At 46.1% G+C, this 16,042-nt stretch carries 17 protein-coding genes and 1 rRNA gene; 13 read left to right on the plus strand and 5 right to left on the minus strand.

Annotation, left to right across the window (positions count from 1 at the left end):
• Positions 1–134 precede the first annotated feature (134 nt).
• Positions 135–746: a DedA family protein gene (locus AEA42_RS09755; RefSeq protein WP_037422677.1), complete on the plus strand. Its 612-nt coding sequence runs from the start codon at positions 135–137 to the stop codon at positions 744–746.
• 63 nt (positions 747–809) lie between these two features.
• Here AEA42_RS09755 and AEA42_RS09760 read toward each other — a convergent pair whose 3' ends face one another.
• The 4 genes from AEA42_RS09760 to AEA42_RS09775 all read right to left on the minus strand — a co-directional run bounded on the left by AEA42_RS09760 (position 810) and on the right by AEA42_RS09775 (position 4,618).
• Positions 810–2,252 carry a hypothetical protein gene (locus tag AEA42_RS09760; RefSeq protein ID WP_055647627.1) on the minus strand — a complete coding sequence of 481 codons (1,443 nt, stop codon included), beginning with the start codon at positions 2,250–2,252 and terminating at the stop codon, positions 810–812.
• A gap of 140 nt (positions 2,253–2,392) precedes the next feature.
• Entirely contained in the window at positions 2,393–3,433 is a 1,041-nt protein-coding gene (locus tag AEA42_RS09765) for an MJ1255/VC2487 family glycosyltransferase (RefSeq protein WP_055647628.1), read from the minus strand.
• A 72-nt stretch (positions 3,434–3,505) separates the two neighbouring features.
• On the minus strand, positions 3,506–4,018 hold the full coding sequence (locus tag AEA42_RS09770) for a phosphatase PAP2 family protein (RefSeq protein ID WP_055647629.1): 513 nt from the start codon (positions 4,016–4,018) through the stop codon (positions 3,506–3,508).
• 351 nt (positions 4,019–4,369) lie between these two features.
• Positions 4,370–4,618, minus strand: coding sequence for a YgjV family protein (locus AEA42_RS09775; protein WP_011073879.1), 249 nt, complete (start codon positions 4,616–4,618; stop codon positions 4,370–4,372).
• Positions 4,619–4,941: 323 nt separating this feature from the next.
• Here AEA42_RS09775 and rraA point away from each other — a divergent pair, with 323 nt between their 5' ends.
• From rraA to hemB, 12 genes are all read left to right on the plus strand, one after another.
• Positions 4,942–5,427 (plus strand): ribonuclease E activity regulator RraA, encoded by a 486-nt coding sequence (rraA, locus tag AEA42_RS09780; protein WP_037422666.1) that lies wholly within the window; start codon positions 4,942–4,944, stop codon positions 5,425–5,427.
• A 130-nt stretch (positions 5,428–5,557) separates the two neighbouring features.
• Positions 5,558–6,610, plus strand: a complete 1,053-nt coding sequence (locus AEA42_RS09785) for a formimidoylglutamase (protein ID WP_055647630.1) — start codon at positions 5,558–5,560, stop codon at positions 6,608–6,610.
• 241 nt (positions 6,611–6,851) lie between these two features.
• On the plus strand, positions 6,852–7,607 hold the full coding sequence (gene ubiE, locus AEA42_RS09790) for a bifunctional demethylmenaquinone methyltransferase/2-methoxy-6-polyprenyl-1,4-benzoquinol methylase UbiE (RefSeq protein ID WP_037422660.1): 756 nt from the start codon (positions 6,852–6,854) through the stop codon (positions 7,605–7,607).
• On the plus strand, positions 7,607–8,227 hold the full coding sequence (locus tag AEA42_RS09795) for an SCP2 sterol-binding domain-containing protein (RefSeq protein WP_055647631.1): 621 nt from the start codon (positions 7,607–7,609) through the stop codon (positions 8,225–8,227). The genes ubiE and AEA42_RS09795 overlap by 1 nt, the downstream gene beginning before the upstream one ends.
• The gene (ubiB, locus tag AEA42_RS09800; RefSeq protein WP_055647632.1) at positions 8,224–9,873 is read left to right on the plus strand and encodes a ubiquinone biosynthesis regulatory protein kinase UbiB; all 1,650 of its coding nucleotides are present in this window, start codon (positions 8,224–8,226) and stop codon (positions 9,871–9,873) included. Before AEA42_RS09795 ends, ubiB begins: the two co-directional genes overlap by 4 nt.
• Positions 9,874–9,932: 59 nt before the next feature.
• A complete protein-coding gene (gene tatA / locus AEA42_RS09805; protein ID WP_037422651.1) occupies positions 9,933–10,190 on the plus strand; it encodes a Sec-independent protein translocase subunit TatA in 258 nt (85 codons plus the stop codon).
• A gap of 6 nt (positions 10,191–10,196) precedes the next feature.
• Positions 10,197–10,646 carry a Sec-independent protein translocase protein TatB gene (tatB, locus tag AEA42_RS09810; protein WP_037422648.1) on the plus strand — a complete coding sequence of 150 codons (450 nt, stop codon included), beginning with the start codon at positions 10,197–10,199 and terminating at the stop codon, positions 10,644–10,646.
• A gap of 3 nt (positions 10,647–10,649) precedes the next feature.
• Positions 10,650–11,399 (plus strand): twin-arginine translocase subunit TatC, encoded by a 750-nt coding sequence (tatC, locus tag AEA42_RS09815; protein WP_055647633.1) that lies wholly within the window; start codon positions 10,650–10,652, stop codon positions 11,397–11,399.
• 44 nt (positions 11,400–11,443) lie between these two features.
• Positions 11,444–11,974: a hypothetical protein gene (locus AEA42_RS09820; protein WP_055647634.1), complete on the plus strand. Its 531-nt coding sequence runs from the start codon at positions 11,444–11,446 to the stop codon at positions 11,972–11,974.
• Positions 11,974–12,777 (plus strand): TatD family hydrolase, encoded by an 804-nt coding sequence (locus AEA42_RS09825; RefSeq protein ID WP_055647635.1) that lies wholly within the window; start codon positions 11,974–11,976, stop codon positions 12,775–12,777. Before AEA42_RS09820 ends, AEA42_RS09825 begins: the two co-directional genes overlap by 1 nt.
• Entirely contained in the window at positions 12,770–14,647 is a 1,878-nt protein-coding gene (locus AEA42_RS09830) for a diguanylate cyclase (protein WP_047536611.1), read from the plus strand. The genes AEA42_RS09825 and AEA42_RS09830 overlap by 8 nt, the downstream gene beginning before the upstream one ends.
• A 9-nt stretch (positions 14,648–14,656) precedes the next feature.
• Positions 14,657–15,667 carry a porphobilinogen synthase gene (gene hemB, locus AEA42_RS09835; protein ID WP_055647636.1) on the plus strand — a complete coding sequence of 337 codons (1,011 nt, stop codon included), beginning with the start codon at positions 14,657–14,659 and terminating at the stop codon, positions 15,665–15,667.
• Positions 15,668–15,922: 255 nt separating this feature from the next.
• Here hemB and rrf read toward each other — a convergent pair.
• Positions 15,923–16,038: ribosomal RNA gene (gene rrf / locus AEA42_RS09840) — 5S ribosomal RNA — on the minus strand.
• Positions 16,039–16,042 lie beyond the last annotated feature (4 nt).

A 16,042-nucleotide genomic window follows, 5' to 3' on the forward strand; every position in this document is an offset into this window, starting at 1 on the left:
CTGAGTTCGGCTTTTTTGTGCCTTCGATATGCTCCATTCCATAAAATCAGTATGAAACTTTGCTCATAAAGCTACCCTAAATTTGGCAGTGCCGAGTAAGATGGGATGATTCATTCACGCTCCCTGTTTTCATCATGCCAGAAGTCTTACAACACCTTATTACCGAAATGACCCCTTGGTTGCAGCAATACGGTTATCTGCTGCTGTTTATCGCTATTGCCGTCGAGGGATTTGGCATTCCAGCCCCAGGACAATCCTTACTCATTGTTGCCAGTTTACTGGCGGCTACGGGGCAAATGTCACTGTCATTAGTTTTGATCGTAGCCAGCGGTGCAGCCCTGTGTGGCAACACATTGGGTTATTTTATTGGTCGACGCTTTGGCGAGGTATTGCTGCGAAAAGGTTGGATAAAACCCAAACTAGAAGACAAAATTCATGATGTGATTGGCCAGTATGGCATTGCGGCCTTAGTGCTCAGCCGTTTTGTCGAAGGGCTTAAGCAATTTATGTTTATAGGCTGTGGGCTGGCCAAGATGCCTTTTAAACAATTTGTGATGGGCAACCTACTCGCCACCAGCATTTGGGTGACTCTTTTTGGTCTAGGGCCAGTGTTAATCCGCGATGAAATCGCACCAATACTCGCGTTTTATCATCAACATAAATACCCTACATGGGCGATCGTTAGTCTGTTGCTAATCTCGTTACTGCTGCTAAGTTGGCGTAAATGGCAAATGAAAAATCAATAAAGTGCGCACTTCCATATGCTCATTTTACCGCCGAGATTGTGGTAACCCAATTGTAGTAATGAGTTACTCATTCTCAACTTTAGGTCGAGGTGGCGTTTCCTCTAGCGGTTGATGCTCATTCGCTGGATTAGCCTGTGGCGATTCTTCCTTTACACCTTCCCGCGGTGGCAATTCCAAGGTTGATTCTGTCTTTATCGGTACTGGAGGCTCTGGTTGCTGTGATGGGTTTTCAGCTTCAGCAACAGGTTCAACAATAACCACAGGCTCGTCTGGAGTACTCGTTTGGCCACTGGTTGTATTTGTGGCTTCAGGCTCTGGCGCAAGGGCGGCTAAATCTTCATTCGCTGGGCTTTCAACCGCATGTTTAGGCAATTGATTTCGATATAAATCAATCATACCCATCACCTCGGACAGCGCCTTAGCGTGATCCGACGTTAAGATCCCATTATGCCCAGAGACAATTTCATCGGACACAGCGAGCACCCAAACCGCCTGCATATTGGCATCGGGACAGGTCTGTACACTGCGCCTTGCCTGTAAGCGGGCTCGAATTTTCCAGCCCGAATGCGGCAACGTCATCATACAACCGGGAAGCTGATCGTGAGCCATTAATGCTGAAGGCATTTTCATCGGCGTAGCACAGTTACCGCCTGAACATTTATCGATATCATGGGTTATTGCCCAAGAGTTACCCAGTGCCCGTTCGCCATCTTTTATGTAATTAAACGCCTCTTTTACCGCAAAATCGCCCTTAGATTGCAACACCACCATACTCGGTTTTTGCCTATCTAAGCTCATCAAAGTATCGAGCGGTTTAAAATCCTGCGCTGGCGCTGCTGGGTTTAACAGTAAGAATAGATTCGGGTTATCTTGCTCAGTATCGATAGCCGCCTTAATTCTATCTTTGCTGGCGTGCAACACGACTAAGCCACCAAGACTATGACCGATAACGGTATAACGCAGTAACTGATGCTCAGCGACCAATCCATCCAATTTATCCAGTAACTGCGATAAACCCGTTTGCCCTATGCGTTTTGCTACGGCTTTACGCTGCAAAATAGTCGGGAAATCCAATGGTTCAATCCAACTAGTAGCATCATCTGAACCATCGAGCCAGAAAGGATCGTACTTATCTCCCCGCCAGCCGATGTATAAGCCGAGCAAGTTTCGTTGAGAATCAGAGGCCGCCATTTGCTGATAAAACTGTTCGAAAGCGACAAAGTTTTCATCCTTGGGATTGGCACTGTGGTGCCAGCCATGGACAAAAATCAGCAACTCAGGCGCAGTGCCATTATTGGGTTGTAAAATCCGCGCCTTAAGCGCTTGCCATTGTCCATCATTGTGGGGCTGGCCTTGATCGTTAAATTCAATCACATGCAGATTTTGCTTGGCAGTATCAGGGCCGGGCATGTGGTAGGCTTGATCGGGAATAAAAGGAAGCAAAATACCGAGGGACAACAACATTAAAAACAGTAACTTGTACTGGGTAAACTTCTTAAGGCTCATTTATGACAACTAAATTGTGGCCAGACTAGGCCAATAAAGACACGCTGCAGGGGCTAACAGCAAATTGGCCAAATTATACGCTAACCCCAGATTCCCAGCTAGAGCGGAAATAGCCTTTTATCACAGTGCTCACATCAATCTTAGCGCCATGTGTCTGGTAATTTCACTTGGCTCCAAAGATCGGCGCACAATGGCGCGGTGTGCTGCCACTGACCACTCCCTATCCATTTCACTAAAGCATCACCGACTTGCGGATAGGCAATGGGATTTGGCGATGCGGCCTTAAGCCAACGCTTAACCGCGCTGATATCTAAGCTCATCATACTATCACCCGCGCCCAATAATTGTAGCGCTGCCACATTCGATAGCTGCTCGAATTGACCAATCAGCGGCTTGACCAACAACTTTTTACCTAAGGTCAGCGCCTCACTCGCCAGCTCAAATCCCGCATTACCGATGACACCACCGCAGCTCGCTAAATGCTGTTTAAATCCATCACGATTAAACCCATGCCATTGAATATGATCGGCAATGCGTTTGGTAGGCTGCTTGGCGTGATACACCAAAAACTGATAATCCGTAAAAGGCTTAAAAAAGTCGGCAATCACATCCGCCTCTTCGAAGGGTAAATACACCAATATTTGATGGGTATGTTCAATGGAACTGACATCCACTTCGACAAAGGGAGGCAAGATCGGAAAACCAAAATGATGCCAATGGCATCCTAAAGCCACATCCACCGGTGCAAAGTAGTTGAGTAGTAACTCATTCAACCAAGTGCCTCCCAATTTAGGCACAGGATGAGTCAATGCAGCTTGGTGGCTTATCCCAATCGAGGGGACTCCCTGGCGCCTCGCCGCCCATGCGGATATGGGTTCAAAATCATTTAGAACGAGGTCATAGCAACTCAGATCCAGCGCTTGAATATCCTTAAGCAACGATAAGGAACAATTCTGCTTCACCGTTTGCGTGATATTGACTCGCCCTGAGTGCGTAGCAAAAGTCATCCCTTCTTGGACGCGGTAATCCCCAAAACACTCCATATCGAAAAAATCTTCAGGCTTGCGCCCCGAAAACAAAAAGTCGACTTGAATATTGTGCTCAACTAAGGCCTTTGCCATCACTCGAGCGCGACTTAAATGACCATTCCCTGTGCCTTGCACTCCGTAGAGTATTCGCATTGCTTATCCTTTAACTGTGAATGAAAGAGTGGTGAATCAAGGAGGTATCCAACGAATGAGTGCCTGATTGTGTTAAATCACGGGATGCACAAGCAAAACAGCCCCCGTACCTAACAGAACACCGGCGACAATATCTGAGGGGTAATGCACCCCAAGCGCAATACGTGAGGCACCAATACAGAGCGCCCATACGTAAGCAAAAGGCGCAGCCACGGGATACACCTGCGCCACACTTGTGGCCATCACAAAGGCGGCCGCCGTGTGTCCCGAAGGTAGGCTAAAACGATCTGAGGGTTCAAAGCCGCTTTCAAACCCAACCAAGGCATGACAGGGTCGAGTACGGCGAATGCTATTTTTGAGTAATATGTACAACGGCAATTCAATCAAAAAACTCGCCAACAGCAGATTGAACAGGTTCTGCCCTTGGGAGTGTGTCAGCATCAACCCAACAGAGAGATACAGATACACATGCCCATCTCCAGTTGCCGATATCCGCTTCGCCCAAGCATAAACACCGTGACGTTGGCTCAAATCCACAATGCGGTAAAACATGCGCTTATCTAAGTCTGTAATGTAACTCAACATAAAACAGGCTCCTTGCTGGCATGCCAGCGAGTATCATGGCGATGTTAATGAGTGCATTCTCTCGACAGCTGTTAGCGTCTGCATGTGTTAACGCCCTGTCAGACGACTATTTCACGATAGAACCCCACGCTAAACCTACGACAACTTAAACAGAGATGGCTTAAGTGCTCAGTGTTAAGGTGAGACTAAGAACTGCCGATGACGGTAAAGTGACATCAGGCCTAAAGTTTTATGACATATGTGGCGAAAATGGCGAGGAATGAAGCTATCAATTGGAGCAAGAGGGAAAACGTACAGGGAGAATACAGTGCTGCCCAGTTGCTATGAACGGGCAGCACTGTCAGAAAACCTTCAAGCGACAGCTTGTTCCAGCGCTTTAGCGCGGTAAATTTTCGTCAAATGGTAAATATTGATACAGGCAACAAAGGCGTTCATCCCCGCAACAGGCCAGGCTGAAATAAATACGCCATAGATAACAAACAAGGTACAACCGACAAAGTTTAACCACCTTAACCAGATGATATTCTTCATCATAAGTGAAATTGCCACCATTACTGAGGCAAAATAACCAATAATTTCAATCGTGTTTACAGCTTCCATAGGCACCTCTCGAAGGCCCTCTACCGTCCATAAGCGTAACGGGGGGTCCTTGCCCCTAAAGCAAATTAAGTTAAGTAAGTTAATTTAAACTTGGGATATAATACCAAAACGCGCAACAGAGTTGTAATAAAAAACCGTTATTTAATGACCGATATCAAGTTTTGAGGATAAACACCTGTTAAGTGACGAAAGTTTACAACATAAGTGTTAACGTCCAAGTGCAACAATACCGTGATTGATAACACTTTTCTTTTCAGGAATCCCTTTTATACTGGCGTAAACTCGCTAAACTGTACGCAACGCGGATCAATAGGAGTGTAAATATGGAATACAACACCTCAGAACTATGTGACATGTACTTAGATGTCGTAGATGTAGTCGAGCCCATGTTCAGTAACTACGGTGGTTGTAGCTCTTTTGGCGGTTCTATCAGCACCATTAAGTGCTTTGAAGACAACGGCCTAATCACCGAGGTCTTACAAGAAGATGGCCAAGGTAAAGTCTTGCTGGTTGACGGTGGTGGTTCATTACGCCGCGCCCTGATCGATGCATCTATCGCAGAAATCGCAGTCAACAACAACTGGGAAGGCATTATCGTTTACGGTTCAGTACGCGATGTGGATGCGCTGGAAGAATTAGACATCGGCATTCAAGCCCTTGCTTCAATTCCTGTGGGCGCCGATGGCAATTCAGTGGGTGAAGTCGATATCCCGGTCAACTTTGGCGGCGTGACCTTCCTCCCTGGCGATCATATCTATGCCGATAACACTGGCGTCATTCTATCGCCAGAACCACTCGATATTGAGTAATGCTAAATAACATCGAAAGAAAGCCAGCTAAGCTGGCTTTTTTATTGGCAGATACCATTAAGTACCATTGAATATTCGTCCTTGGGTACGCCACAATATCCCTGTCCCTACCCGATAAGAATACTAATCTATGTCTGAATTTATCCCATTCACCCAAGCCGATATCGCCAGTCTCGTTAGCCCGCGAGCCGGTGAAACCAAAATAGGCCAATGCGTACACTTGGCTAACCATGAACATCCATTAGAAGCGATACTCACCACCGCTAAAGCCCATGGTGCACAATTTGCCATTGTCGGAGTGGGTGAAGATATCGGCCCACGGGCTAACCTAGGCAGAGGCGGTGCCACCGATGCCTTTACCACCAGCATGCGCCAGTGGTTGAATTTACAGTCGAATCGTTTTCTTTCGGGCGCCGAATGCCTGATTTTAGGGCAAGTTCATACGGCGGATCTGCAATTACAGGCACAGGATGGCGAAGGCGCGAGCCTAACCCATCTACGCCAAGCAGTTGAGCGGCTCGATGAGCGCGTGATTAAACTAGTCAGCGCCATACAAGCGGCAGGGCTTGAACCCATAGTGATTGGTGGCGGCCACAACAATGCCTATGGCCTGTTAATGGCGACCTCGGCCCATTATCAACGCCAAGTTGCCGCAGTGAATTTAGATCCGCACAGTGATTTTCGCCTACTCGAAGGGCGTCACAGCGGTAATGGCTTTAGTTACGCCGCCAATCGCGGCGCGCTGGGGTATTACCATGTGCTCGGTTTGCACGAGCTCAAAAACAGCGAGGCCAATTTACAACAACTCACTGAGTTTGGTGGCACTTGGCATAGTCTGCAACAAATTTGGATCCGCCGAGAGATTAGCCTGACGCAGGCGCTACAGGATATTGCCAACAAACTTAACCAAACAGAACTCCCAGTAGCGTTAGAGTTGGATGTCGATGCCATCGCCAAAATGCCGAGCAGTGCCTCCACAGCTGCGGGAATTCCCCTACTCGATGCCGCCCACTACATTAGCTATATCGCCAGCCGATGTCCCTGTGCTTATTTACATTTAGCCGAAGCCGCCCCAAGTTGTCATGAGGCGGGCATAGAGGCGGGCTTTAGGGATGTGGGTCAAAGTATCAGCGAGTTAATTTATGCCTATGTACAAGCAAGATGCCAATTTTTAGACCGATAGCCTCGTTTGCTTGTACCCTTACAGGCGCGAAGCTATTCACCAAATCCTGATATTGTGGTCTAATGCCAGTCCATTTTATCGGGTCGGCACACTAAACACTGGCAAAAGCCAAACTCTTTAAGCTAACGCCTTGAGGAGAGTTTACTAGCTCGATCACAGAGTGATAGATCAAAGATTCAGCAAATGCAGGCGATGGCTTACACTCGCCACTAATACTTTGCAAAACAATAGGAATACATTGATGTCTGAGGGTGAATCTAAAAATACCCACTTTGGTTATAAAACCGTAGAGGCGGATAAAAAGGCCGATCTCGTTGCTGGCGTGTTCCATTCGGTTGCCGCCAAGTACGATATCATGAATGACGTTATGTCCTTCGGTATTCACCGTTTTTGGAAACGCTACACCATTGAAGTATCTGGCGCTCGTCCGGGTATGAAGGTGCTTGACCTTGCCGGTGGTACGGGCGATTTAACCGCTAAATTCTCTCACTTAGTGGGCGATAAAGGCGAAGTGGTTTTAGCTGATATCAACGATTCTATGCTAAAAGTAGGCCGCACTAAGCTACGAGACAAAGGCATTGTTAACAATGTCAGCTACGTGCAAGCCAATGCCGAAGCACTGCCCTTCCCCGATAATCACTTCGATATCATCACTATCGCCTTCGGTCTGCGTAACGTAACAGACAAAGACGCAGCGCTTCGTTCTATGAACCGCGTACTTAAGCCAGGTGGTAAGTTATTGGTATTAGAGTTTTCTAAGCCCCAGCATGAAATCATGCGTAAAGTGTATGATTTATATAGCTTCAAAGTCTTACCAAAGATGGGTGAACTCATTACTAAAGACGCTGACAGCTATGAGTACTTGGCCGAATCCATTCGGATGCATCCAGATCAAGACACTCTTAAGCAAATGATGGTGGATGCGGGCTTTGAACAGGTCGATTACACCAATATGACCGATGGCATTGTCGCCCTGCACCGTGGTTATAAATTCTAATGATGCCGCAAGAAGTGGTGTTACTTGCCTGCGCCGCTATTGAGATGGGTCTGAAACAACTTCAGACCCAAGCGGGTGACGCCTATGCGCGCCAGCGCCAGCTACATGGCAAAGTATTTCGTATTCAATTAACGCAACTCAACTGGCCAATTTACTTGGTCTTTGCCAAAGAAATCCAAGTAATGAGTCGCTATGAAGGTGATGTCGATGTCAGTCTGCACGCTGATGCAACCACACTTTATCGCGTGTCCGAAGGTGCCAACCTGACTGAACTTATCAAGCAAGATAAGCTCAAGCTCGAAGGCGATCTGAACTTATTACAAAGCTTTAGCCAATATCTACGTAGCATAGAGTTTGATTTTGCCGAGCCCATTTCGCGTTATTTGGGTGACGGCCCCACTCACAAGCTCATCAGTACAAGCCATCAGGCAAAAGGTTTGGCACTTGAAGTATTGCGTAAAACCCGCTCCCATTTGGGGCAACTCGCTATCGAAGAGTATCGGCTTGCGCCCCATCGGATTGAGCTTATTCATTTGTGCGATCAAATAGATGACTTAGTTAACGACACTCGCGCGCTCGAACAACGGATTGCCCAATTAAGAGACTCAATTAAGCCATGACCCTTGCCAGTATCCGCCGCGGTTATCATGTGATTAAGACCCTATTGCAATATGGGTTAGATGATGTTTTACCGCCAAAGATGACCCCTTGGTACTTTAAACTCGCCCGCAATAGTCTGTTTTGGATCCGTAATAAACACAAAAGTAAATCCGGTGGCGAGCGCTTAAAGCTAGCAATGCAAGAGCTTGGCCCTGTGTATATCAAGCTAGGGCAAATGCTCTCCACCCGCCGTGACTTACTGAGTGATGAATGGGCGACAGAGCTTGCCATGTTGCAGGATAAAGTCCCTCCCTTCGATGGCGCACTCGCCCGACTCGCGATAGAAGCTGAGCTTAAAGCACCAATCGAGACCTTCTTTGATGACTTTAATGAAACGCCATTAGCCTCTGCCTCGATTTCCCAAGTGCATACCGCCACGCTTAAATCCAATGGCAAGGCAGTGGTATTAAAAGTGCTGCGCCCGAACGTAGAAACTAAAATCCAGGCTGATCTCCTGCTGATGTCGCAAACGGCGAAGGTCATCGATTATCTTCTTGGCGAAGGTAACCGACTACGCCCAGCCGAGGTGATTGAAGATTACCGCGTCACCATTTTAGGGGAGCTCAACCTTAAGCTTGAGGCCCTCAATGCCATTAAGCTACGTAATAACTTCCTCGACTCAGACGCGCTCTATATTCCTTATGTATATGAAGAGTTTTGTTATCCACGTTTGATGGTGATGGAACGGATTTACGGTATTCCAGTATCGGATATCGCTGCACTTAAGGCACAAGGCACAAACTTTAAACTGCTAGCCGAACGGGGCGTAGAGCTATTTTTCACCCAAGTGTTCCGCGATAACTTTTTCCACGCGGATATGCATCCGGGAAATATTTTTATCTCCCGCGAACATCCCGAAAATCCTTACTACATCGGCCTTGATTGCGGCATTATGGGCACGCTCAGTGAGGTCGATAAGCGCTATCTCGCGGAAAACTTCCTCGCATTTTTCAATCGTGATTATCACCGCATCGCACAGCTGTATATTGAGTCGGGCTGGGTGTCGGAAAAAACCGATCTGCAAGCTTTTGAACAAGCCATCAAGGTCGTGTGTGAACCCATGTTTAACAAGCCCTTAGATGAAATCTCCTTTGGGCATGTGTTGTTAGAGCTGTTCCGTACCGCACGGCATTTTGATATCGTCGTGCAGCCTCAGCTCGTGCTGCTCGAAAAGACTTTGCTGTATATTGAAGGTTTAGGCCGTCAGCTCTATCCGCAGCTGGATCTCTGGCAGACCGCTAAACCCTTTTTAGAGCAGTGGATGGCCGAGCAAGTGGGACCTAAAGCCATGTTTAAAAAGGTATCCACAAAACTGCCATATTGGTCTGATAAACTTCCGGAATTCCCTGAACTAATTTATGACAACCTTAAATTAGGCAGGAAATTGCTGAGTTCTCAGCAACAAATGCTAGATAAGTATCTGAAATACCAGCAGCAAGCACATAAGAGTAATTACTTACTCATCACTTCTGCAATTTTATTGATCTGTGGCACGTTATTGTTCAACCAAGACGCTACACTGTTGAGCCCTTACGTGTGCCTGATTTCAGGTACGGTACTGTGGATTATCGGATGGCGATCTAGGCCAAAGAATCGTAAATTTTAGCTAGCACTAATTAATCAGAGGTTCATAATAGAACCGATATCAATTAAGAGGATACCTTCATGGGTGGCATTAGTATTTGGCAACTTCTTATCATCGCGTTAATCGTTGTCTTATTGTTTGGAACTAAGAAATTACGCTCTTTGGGTGGTGACTTAGGTGGTGCTGTTAAGGGCTTCAAAAACGCCATGTCTTCAGAAGAAGATAAAAAGGCGCTAGAAGACACTGAAGCGGCAAAACCAGTGCAAACTGCACAAACCGCACAACCAACTCAACAGGCGACTGAAAAGAAACCTGAGTCTCACAAAGAACAGGCGTAACTCTTTATGTTTGACGGTATCGGCTTTATGGAGCTGCTGCTGATCGGTGTTCTGGGGCTGGTCGTTCTTGGCCCCGAACGTCTACCGGTTGCAGTACGTTCAGTAACCAGTTGGATCCGCGCGATGAAACGCATGGCCAACTCAGTCAAAGAAGAACTTGAGCAAGAGCTAAAGATCGAGCAGTTGCACGCCGACCTCAAAAAAGCGGAGAGCAAAGGTTTATCTAACCTCTCTCCCGAGCTGCAAGAGTCAATCGATCAATTGAAGCAAGCCGCGCAGTCAGTGAATCGTCCTTACCAAGTGCAAGATATTCCCAGTGCACAGGAAAACCAGATCCACAATCCTGCAAGCCAAACGGTTTCTACCGAGGCGAGTCCAACTTCGGCTTCCTCCGCCCCACATAGTGAGTCCATTCAGGGCGAGGATACCCGTTCTAACCCGAAAGCTAACGGATAATTCATGTCGCAACAGCAGCCACTTATCAGCCATTTGCTTGAACTTAGGTCCAAGCTGCTTAAATCCATTGCCAGTGTATTGATTGTATTTATTTGTAGTGTGTATTGGGCAAATGATATTTACCATTACATGGCAATCCCTTTAATGCAGTCTTTGCCCTTAGGTGGCAGTATGATTGCGACCGATGTGGCAGCACCTTTCTTCGCCCCTTTTAAACTGACATTAGTTCTGTCATTTTTTGTGGCCGTACCCTATGTGCTCTTTCAAATTTGGTCCTTCGTAGCACCGGGTTTGTATAAGCATGAAAAACGCTTAGTTATGCCACTACTCTTCAGTAGCACTGTACTGTTTTACTTAGGGATCGCCTTTGCGTATTTCGTTGTATTCCCAGTGGTATTTGGCTTCTTCGCCAACACGGCCCCCGAAGGAGTACAGGTAGCAACGGATATCAGCAGCTATCTCGACTTTGTGCTGAAATTGTTTTTTGCCTTTGGCCTCTCCTTTGAAATCCCGGTTGCCGTAGTCCTGCTTTGCTGGGCGGGCGTAACCACTCCAGAAGATCTCAAACAAAAACGCCCTTATATCATTGTCGGCGCATTCGTTGTGGGCATGTTGTTAACGCCACCGGATGTTATCTCCCAGACTATGCTTGCCGTACCAATGCTGTTATTGTTCGAAGGCGGATTATTTGCGGCTCGTTTTTACAGTAAACCTGATGACGAGTCCGACGAAGAAGAATCAACGAACGACTAATGCCTTAATCGGCATTAGAGGAAAATAATAATAAGGAAACTGGGATGCGTTTAACTCTACTGACTGGTGCAGTGTTACTGGTATCTGCACAGGCTAATGCCGGTATTGAGCAGCAATTAACTCAATGTGCAGGGATAGCAGACAAACTCGAGCGCTTGGTATGCTATGACAATCTCGCAGCAAGCATTCAAGTCACCACAGTGACCAATAACACCACGGCACCGATAGCTGTCGCCCCCGTTGTCACTCCCGCAGCGGCCCCTGCAGCTGTGGCGACTGCAGCTCCTGTTGCTGCCGCCGCGACCAATGTCGAAGATAATTTCGGTATGGAAGTTAAACGCGTCCAAGAGAATACGACTGACAAAATTTATCTCGATGTGGAGTCAATAGCAGAAGATGCCTACGGTGCCTTAAAGATTACCTTTACCAATGGCCAAGTTTGGAAACAAACCGAAAACCGTAAATTCAATCTCAAAGTCGGTGAAAAAGTATTTATCGAAAAAGCTGCGCTTGGCTCTTTCTTAATGGGTACTGAGGATCGTAATGCTAAGGTGAGGGTAAAACGCCTAAAATAATGTCATCTTATATAGATATCGCTGTCAACTTGCTTGGCAGCGCACTCGAACTAGACATAACGCAAATCATACAAGCAGCGGCGGACCAAGGGGTTTCGCCGTTAATTGTTATTGGCAGTGATTTAAGCGAAAGCGCGGCAGCCATTCAATTATGCCAACAGTATCCCAAACAGCTTTATTGCACTGCAGGTGTACACCCGCATCATGCTAGCGAATGGCAAACGAATTCCAAACAAACTCTCATAGATTTATGCCAAGCATCGCAGGTTGTTGCCGTTGGTGAATGCGGGCTAGACTATAATAGGGACTTTTCTCCACGTCCGGCCCAGCGCAAAGCATTTATCGCCCAATTAGAACTAGCGATTGACCTTCAAAAACCCGTTCTGATGCATGAACGAGATGCCCATTGTGATTTTTTAAGCATCGTTAGTGAGTACCGCCCACATCTTCGCGGCACATTGTTACACTGCTTTACTGGCACTCGCACGCAAATGGAAGCTTATATCGATCTCGATTTACACTTAGGAATTACAGGTTGGGTTTGTGATGAAAGACGCGGCCAAGAATTAGCAGCACTAGTGCCATTGATTCCAAAAGATCGTTTATTGGTCGAAACAGATAGTCCTTATCTGCTACCGCGTAGCATGCGTCCTAAGCCTAAATCCAGTAAAAATAAACCCGAATATTTGCCTTATATTGCTCAGTATATTGCCAATCTACGCGGTGAAGATCCGGCTGAATTTGCAAAACAATGCTATCAAAATAGCCTAGCGTTTTTTAATTTGAGTCAACAGAATGGCTAAATTAAGTTGCTTATTGGTTTTGCTTATCAGCATGCTCATATCATCTGGCAGCTTCGCAAGCATAATCAACATCAATGAACACACTCCGACGCCGCTCAGTCTAACACCTTGGCTAATAGTGACCCATCCTCATTCTGAAAGTCAGTTAGCGGACATCGAAGCACTTCCCAAGGCACAATGGCATAAGTTTACCAGTAACGATATTCAACGTCTTAGCCTGCATAATTTTTGGCTGTCAGTTAATCTTAGTAGTAACAACGAAAGCCTTTCACGCATTCTTGCCTTAGATAATCCCTTATTAGATAAAGTAACTATTTACCATCTTGTAGATAACCAACTCGTCAACACAACGTATATGGGAGATACACTTCCCTATAAACAGCGTCCACTGCTGAGTAATATTTTTCTATACCCTTTTAAAATTAACACCAATGAACAACATACCTTTTATATACATATTGAAACCGAAGGCAATGCGGCCGTTCCTTTAAATTTATGGTCAGCCAACGATTTGGCACAAATAGCGGAATCAACAGCTGTCGAACATGGATTTCAGCTTGGGGTACTCGCCGCCATCGGTATCTTCAGTCTATTTATCGCGTTAGCTTCTGGTTCATTCAGTTACAGCTATTACTCCGGCTACGTCCTTAGCATGACTCTCTTAGTTGCCACGATTAATGGTTTCGCATTCCGCTTCCTCTGGCCTAATTGGCCAACATTGCAGCAACTGATGGTTCCTGTGCTACTCCCTTTAGTTATGGCTTTCGCCTTAATGTTTACCGAAAAAATTTTACAATTAAAATACTATAATCGCCGCATGCTATTGATGTGCCGTTATAGTGCCGTTTATATCCTTTTAATCTGTTTATTAGTCCCCTTTTTGCGTTATGGCACTGTACTTTACATTGAGATTATCTCGGTTGTCGTGCTCAGTATCATTATGATGATACTCGCAATTATTCAAGCCGCTAGAGGGCAAAAATTAGCCAAACTTTATACTGTTGGCTGGGTGAGTATGCTGACGGGAGCGTGCCTGAGTAGCTTACTGTATTTAGGCGTTATCGAGCTGAATATCAAACCTCAGACACCTGTAATGCTGGGGTTAACCTTTGAAATTATCTTTATGTCACTAGTGCTTGCTATCCGCTATAACGACGAACGTAAAGCCAAACAACGCATTCAACAAGAAGCACTAAAACAAGCACAAAAAATTCGTAGCGCACGTGAAGATGCATTAAAAGTAGAAGCAGAAACTAACGAAAGACTGGAACAAATGGTGCAAGAGCGCACTTTGGAACTTGAAATTACCCTGCGCGAATTGCATGAAGTTAATCAAAAGCTCACAGAACAAAGCACTATAGACAGCTTAACGGGGGCTAAAAACCGCAGTGCCTTCGATAAACGCCTATTAGCAGAAAGCCGTATAAGTCGTCGTCAAGAAACGCCAATAGCACTATTAATGATCGATATCGATCGATTTAAATCTATCAATGATCAATTTGGTCATTTAGCGGGTGATCAGGCCCTAAAACTTATCACAAAGACATTGCAGCAGCATTTAAAACGACCAACCGATCTAGTATCACGTTTTGGTGGAGAAGAGTTTGCTATTATTCTCCCCAATACCAACGCGGATGGGGCGCTTCAAGTCGCTGAAAATATAAGAGATGCAGTGGCTAGTATCGGCCTTGAATGGGAAGGAAAACCCATACCACTCACCGTCAGTATCGGCGTGAGTGCCGACGTAATCTTAAATGAACAACACAGTACCGAATTATTAGAGCAGGCAGATAAAGCCCTCTATCAAGCAAAAAATAGCGGACGCAATCAAGTGAAATTGTATGCGCCAGCGCAAACAGAACCTAATTAGGAGTCTAATGTGAATATCATTACCAGTGCCTTCCCACAGCGCAGAATGCGCCGCATGCGCAAACATGATTTTAGCCGTCGCCTGATGGCAGAGAATCACCTAACAGTGAATGACCTAATCTATCCTATGTTTGTGCTCGAAGGCAGTAATCGCAGCGAAAAAGTCGCTTCAATGCCAGGTGTGGAGCGTTATTCAATCGACTTACTGCTCAAAGAAGCAGAAGAACTTGTTGAATTAGGCATCCCCTTAATTGCCCTCTTTCCTGTCACGCCTGCAGAGAAAAAGTCTCTCATGGCAGAAGAAGCTTACAATGCTGACGCACTAGTGCAACGTGCTGTACGTGAACTCAAAAAAGCCTTCCCACAACTTGGCATTATGACGGACGTGGCTCTCGATCCTTTCACGACCCATGGTCAAGACGGCATTATTGATGAAACAGGCTATATCCTGAATGACATCACTACAGAAATTTTAGTTAAACAAGCCTTGTCCCATGCCGAAGCAGGCGCTGATATTGTTGCGCCATCGGATATGATGGATGGCCGCATCGGCGCGATCCGTCAAGCACAGGAAGCAGCTGGCCATGTTAATACCCAGATCATGGCCTATTCAGCCAAATACTCTTCGAGCTACTATGGCCCATTCCGTGATGCAGTTGGCTCAGCAGGCAACCTAAAAGGTGGCAATAAGCATAGCTATCAAATGGACCCAGCTAACAGTGATGAAGCACTACACGAAGTGGCGCTCGATATCCAAGAAGGTGCTGATATGGTGATGGTAAAACCAGGTATGCCATATCTCGACATCGTTCATCGTGTTAAAACTGAGTTAGCTGTTCCTACTTTTGCTTACCAAGTGAGTGGTGAATATGCCATGCACATGGCCGCGATCCAAAATGGCTGGTTAGCTGAAAAGGCTATCGTCATGGAATCGCTACTATGCTTCAAACGTGCCGGTGCCGATGGCATCCTTACCTACTTCGCCAAACGTGCAGCACAGTGGCTAAAAGAAGCTAAATAATCGAGATTAGAAACCAATTCTAAGCATAAAGGGCAGCCAAACGCTGCCCTTTTTATTAGCTCGAAGAAAGCCTTTGAAACTATTGCTCTGTCGGTCAAATCGATATGTAGGTAATAACTATCGTCATCGCAGAAGTGAATAAAAGGAAGTAATGAATAGGAAGTAGTAATAGAGAGAATGAAATTACAAACGGCTAAAACAAAAAAGCCAGCTTATTCAGCTGGCTTCATTGCTCTCTTATCGAGAATATTAGGCGCTTGGCGATGACCTACTCTCACATGGGGAGACCCCACACTACCATCGGCGCGATTGCGTTTCACTTCTGAGTTCGGGATGGGATCAGGTGGGACCACAATGCTATTGTCACCAAGCAAA

Origin of the sequence: Shewanella sp. Sh95 (assembly GCF_001308045.1) — a bacterium.
Lineage (GTDB): Bacteria > Pseudomonadota > Gammaproteobacteria > Enterobacterales > Shewanellaceae > Shewanella > Shewanella xiamenensis.

Coding starts and splice junctions, on each gene's coding strand:
- AEA42_RS09755 (WP_037422677.1), top strand. CDS start 135: ATGCCAGAAGTCTTACAACACCTTATTACCGAAATGACCCCTTGGTTG.
- AEA42_RS09825 (WP_055647635.1), top strand. CDS start 11,974: ATGTCATCTTATATAGATATCGCTGTCAACTTGCTTGGCAGCGCACTC.
- ubiE (WP_037422660.1), top strand. CDS start 6,852: ATGTCTGAGGGTGAATCTAAAAATACCCACTTTGGTTATAAAACCGTA.
- tatC (WP_055647633.1), top strand. CDS start 10,650: ATGTCGCAACAGCAGCCACTTATCAGCCATTTGCTTGAACTTAGGTCC.
- AEA42_RS09795 (WP_055647631.1), top strand. CDS start 7,607: ATGATGCCGCAAGAAGTGGTGTTACTTGCCTGCGCCGCTATTGAGATG.
- AEA42_RS09760 (WP_055647627.1), bottom strand. CDS start 2,252: ATGAGCCTTAAGAAGTTTACCCAGTACAAGTTACTGTTTTTAATGTTG.
- AEA42_RS09770 (WP_055647629.1), bottom strand. CDS start 4,018: ATGTTGAGTTACATTACAGACTTAGATAAGCGCATGTTTTACCGCATT.
- AEA42_RS09785 (WP_055647630.1), top strand. CDS start 5,558: ATGTCTGAATTTATCCCATTCACCCAAGCCGATATCGCCAGTCTCGTT.
- AEA42_RS09820 (WP_055647634.1), top strand. CDS start 11,444: ATGCGTTTAACTCTACTGACTGGTGCAGTGTTACTGGTATCTGCACAG.
- AEA42_RS09775 (WP_011073879.1), bottom strand. CDS start 4,618: ATGGAAGCTGTAAACACGATTGAAATTATTGGTTATTTTGCCTCAGTA.
- rraA (WP_037422666.1), top strand. CDS start 4,942: ATGGAATACAACACCTCAGAACTATGTGACATGTACTTAGATGTCGTA.
- tatA (WP_037422651.1), top strand. CDS start 9,933: ATGGGTGGCATTAGTATTTGGCAACTTCTTATCATCGCGTTAATCGTT.
- AEA42_RS09765 (WP_055647628.1), bottom strand. CDS start 3,433: ATGCGAATACTCTACGGAGTGCAAGGCACAGGGAATGGTCATTTAAGT.
- AEA42_RS09830 (WP_047536611.1), top strand. CDS start 12,770: ATGGCTAAATTAAGTTGCTTATTGGTTTTGCTTATCAGCATGCTCATA.
- ubiB (WP_055647632.1), top strand. CDS start 8,224: ATGACCCTTGCCAGTATCCGCCGCGGTTATCATGTGATTAAGACCCTA.
- tatB (WP_037422648.1), top strand. CDS start 10,197: ATGTTTGACGGTATCGGCTTTATGGAGCTGCTGCTGATCGGTGTTCTG.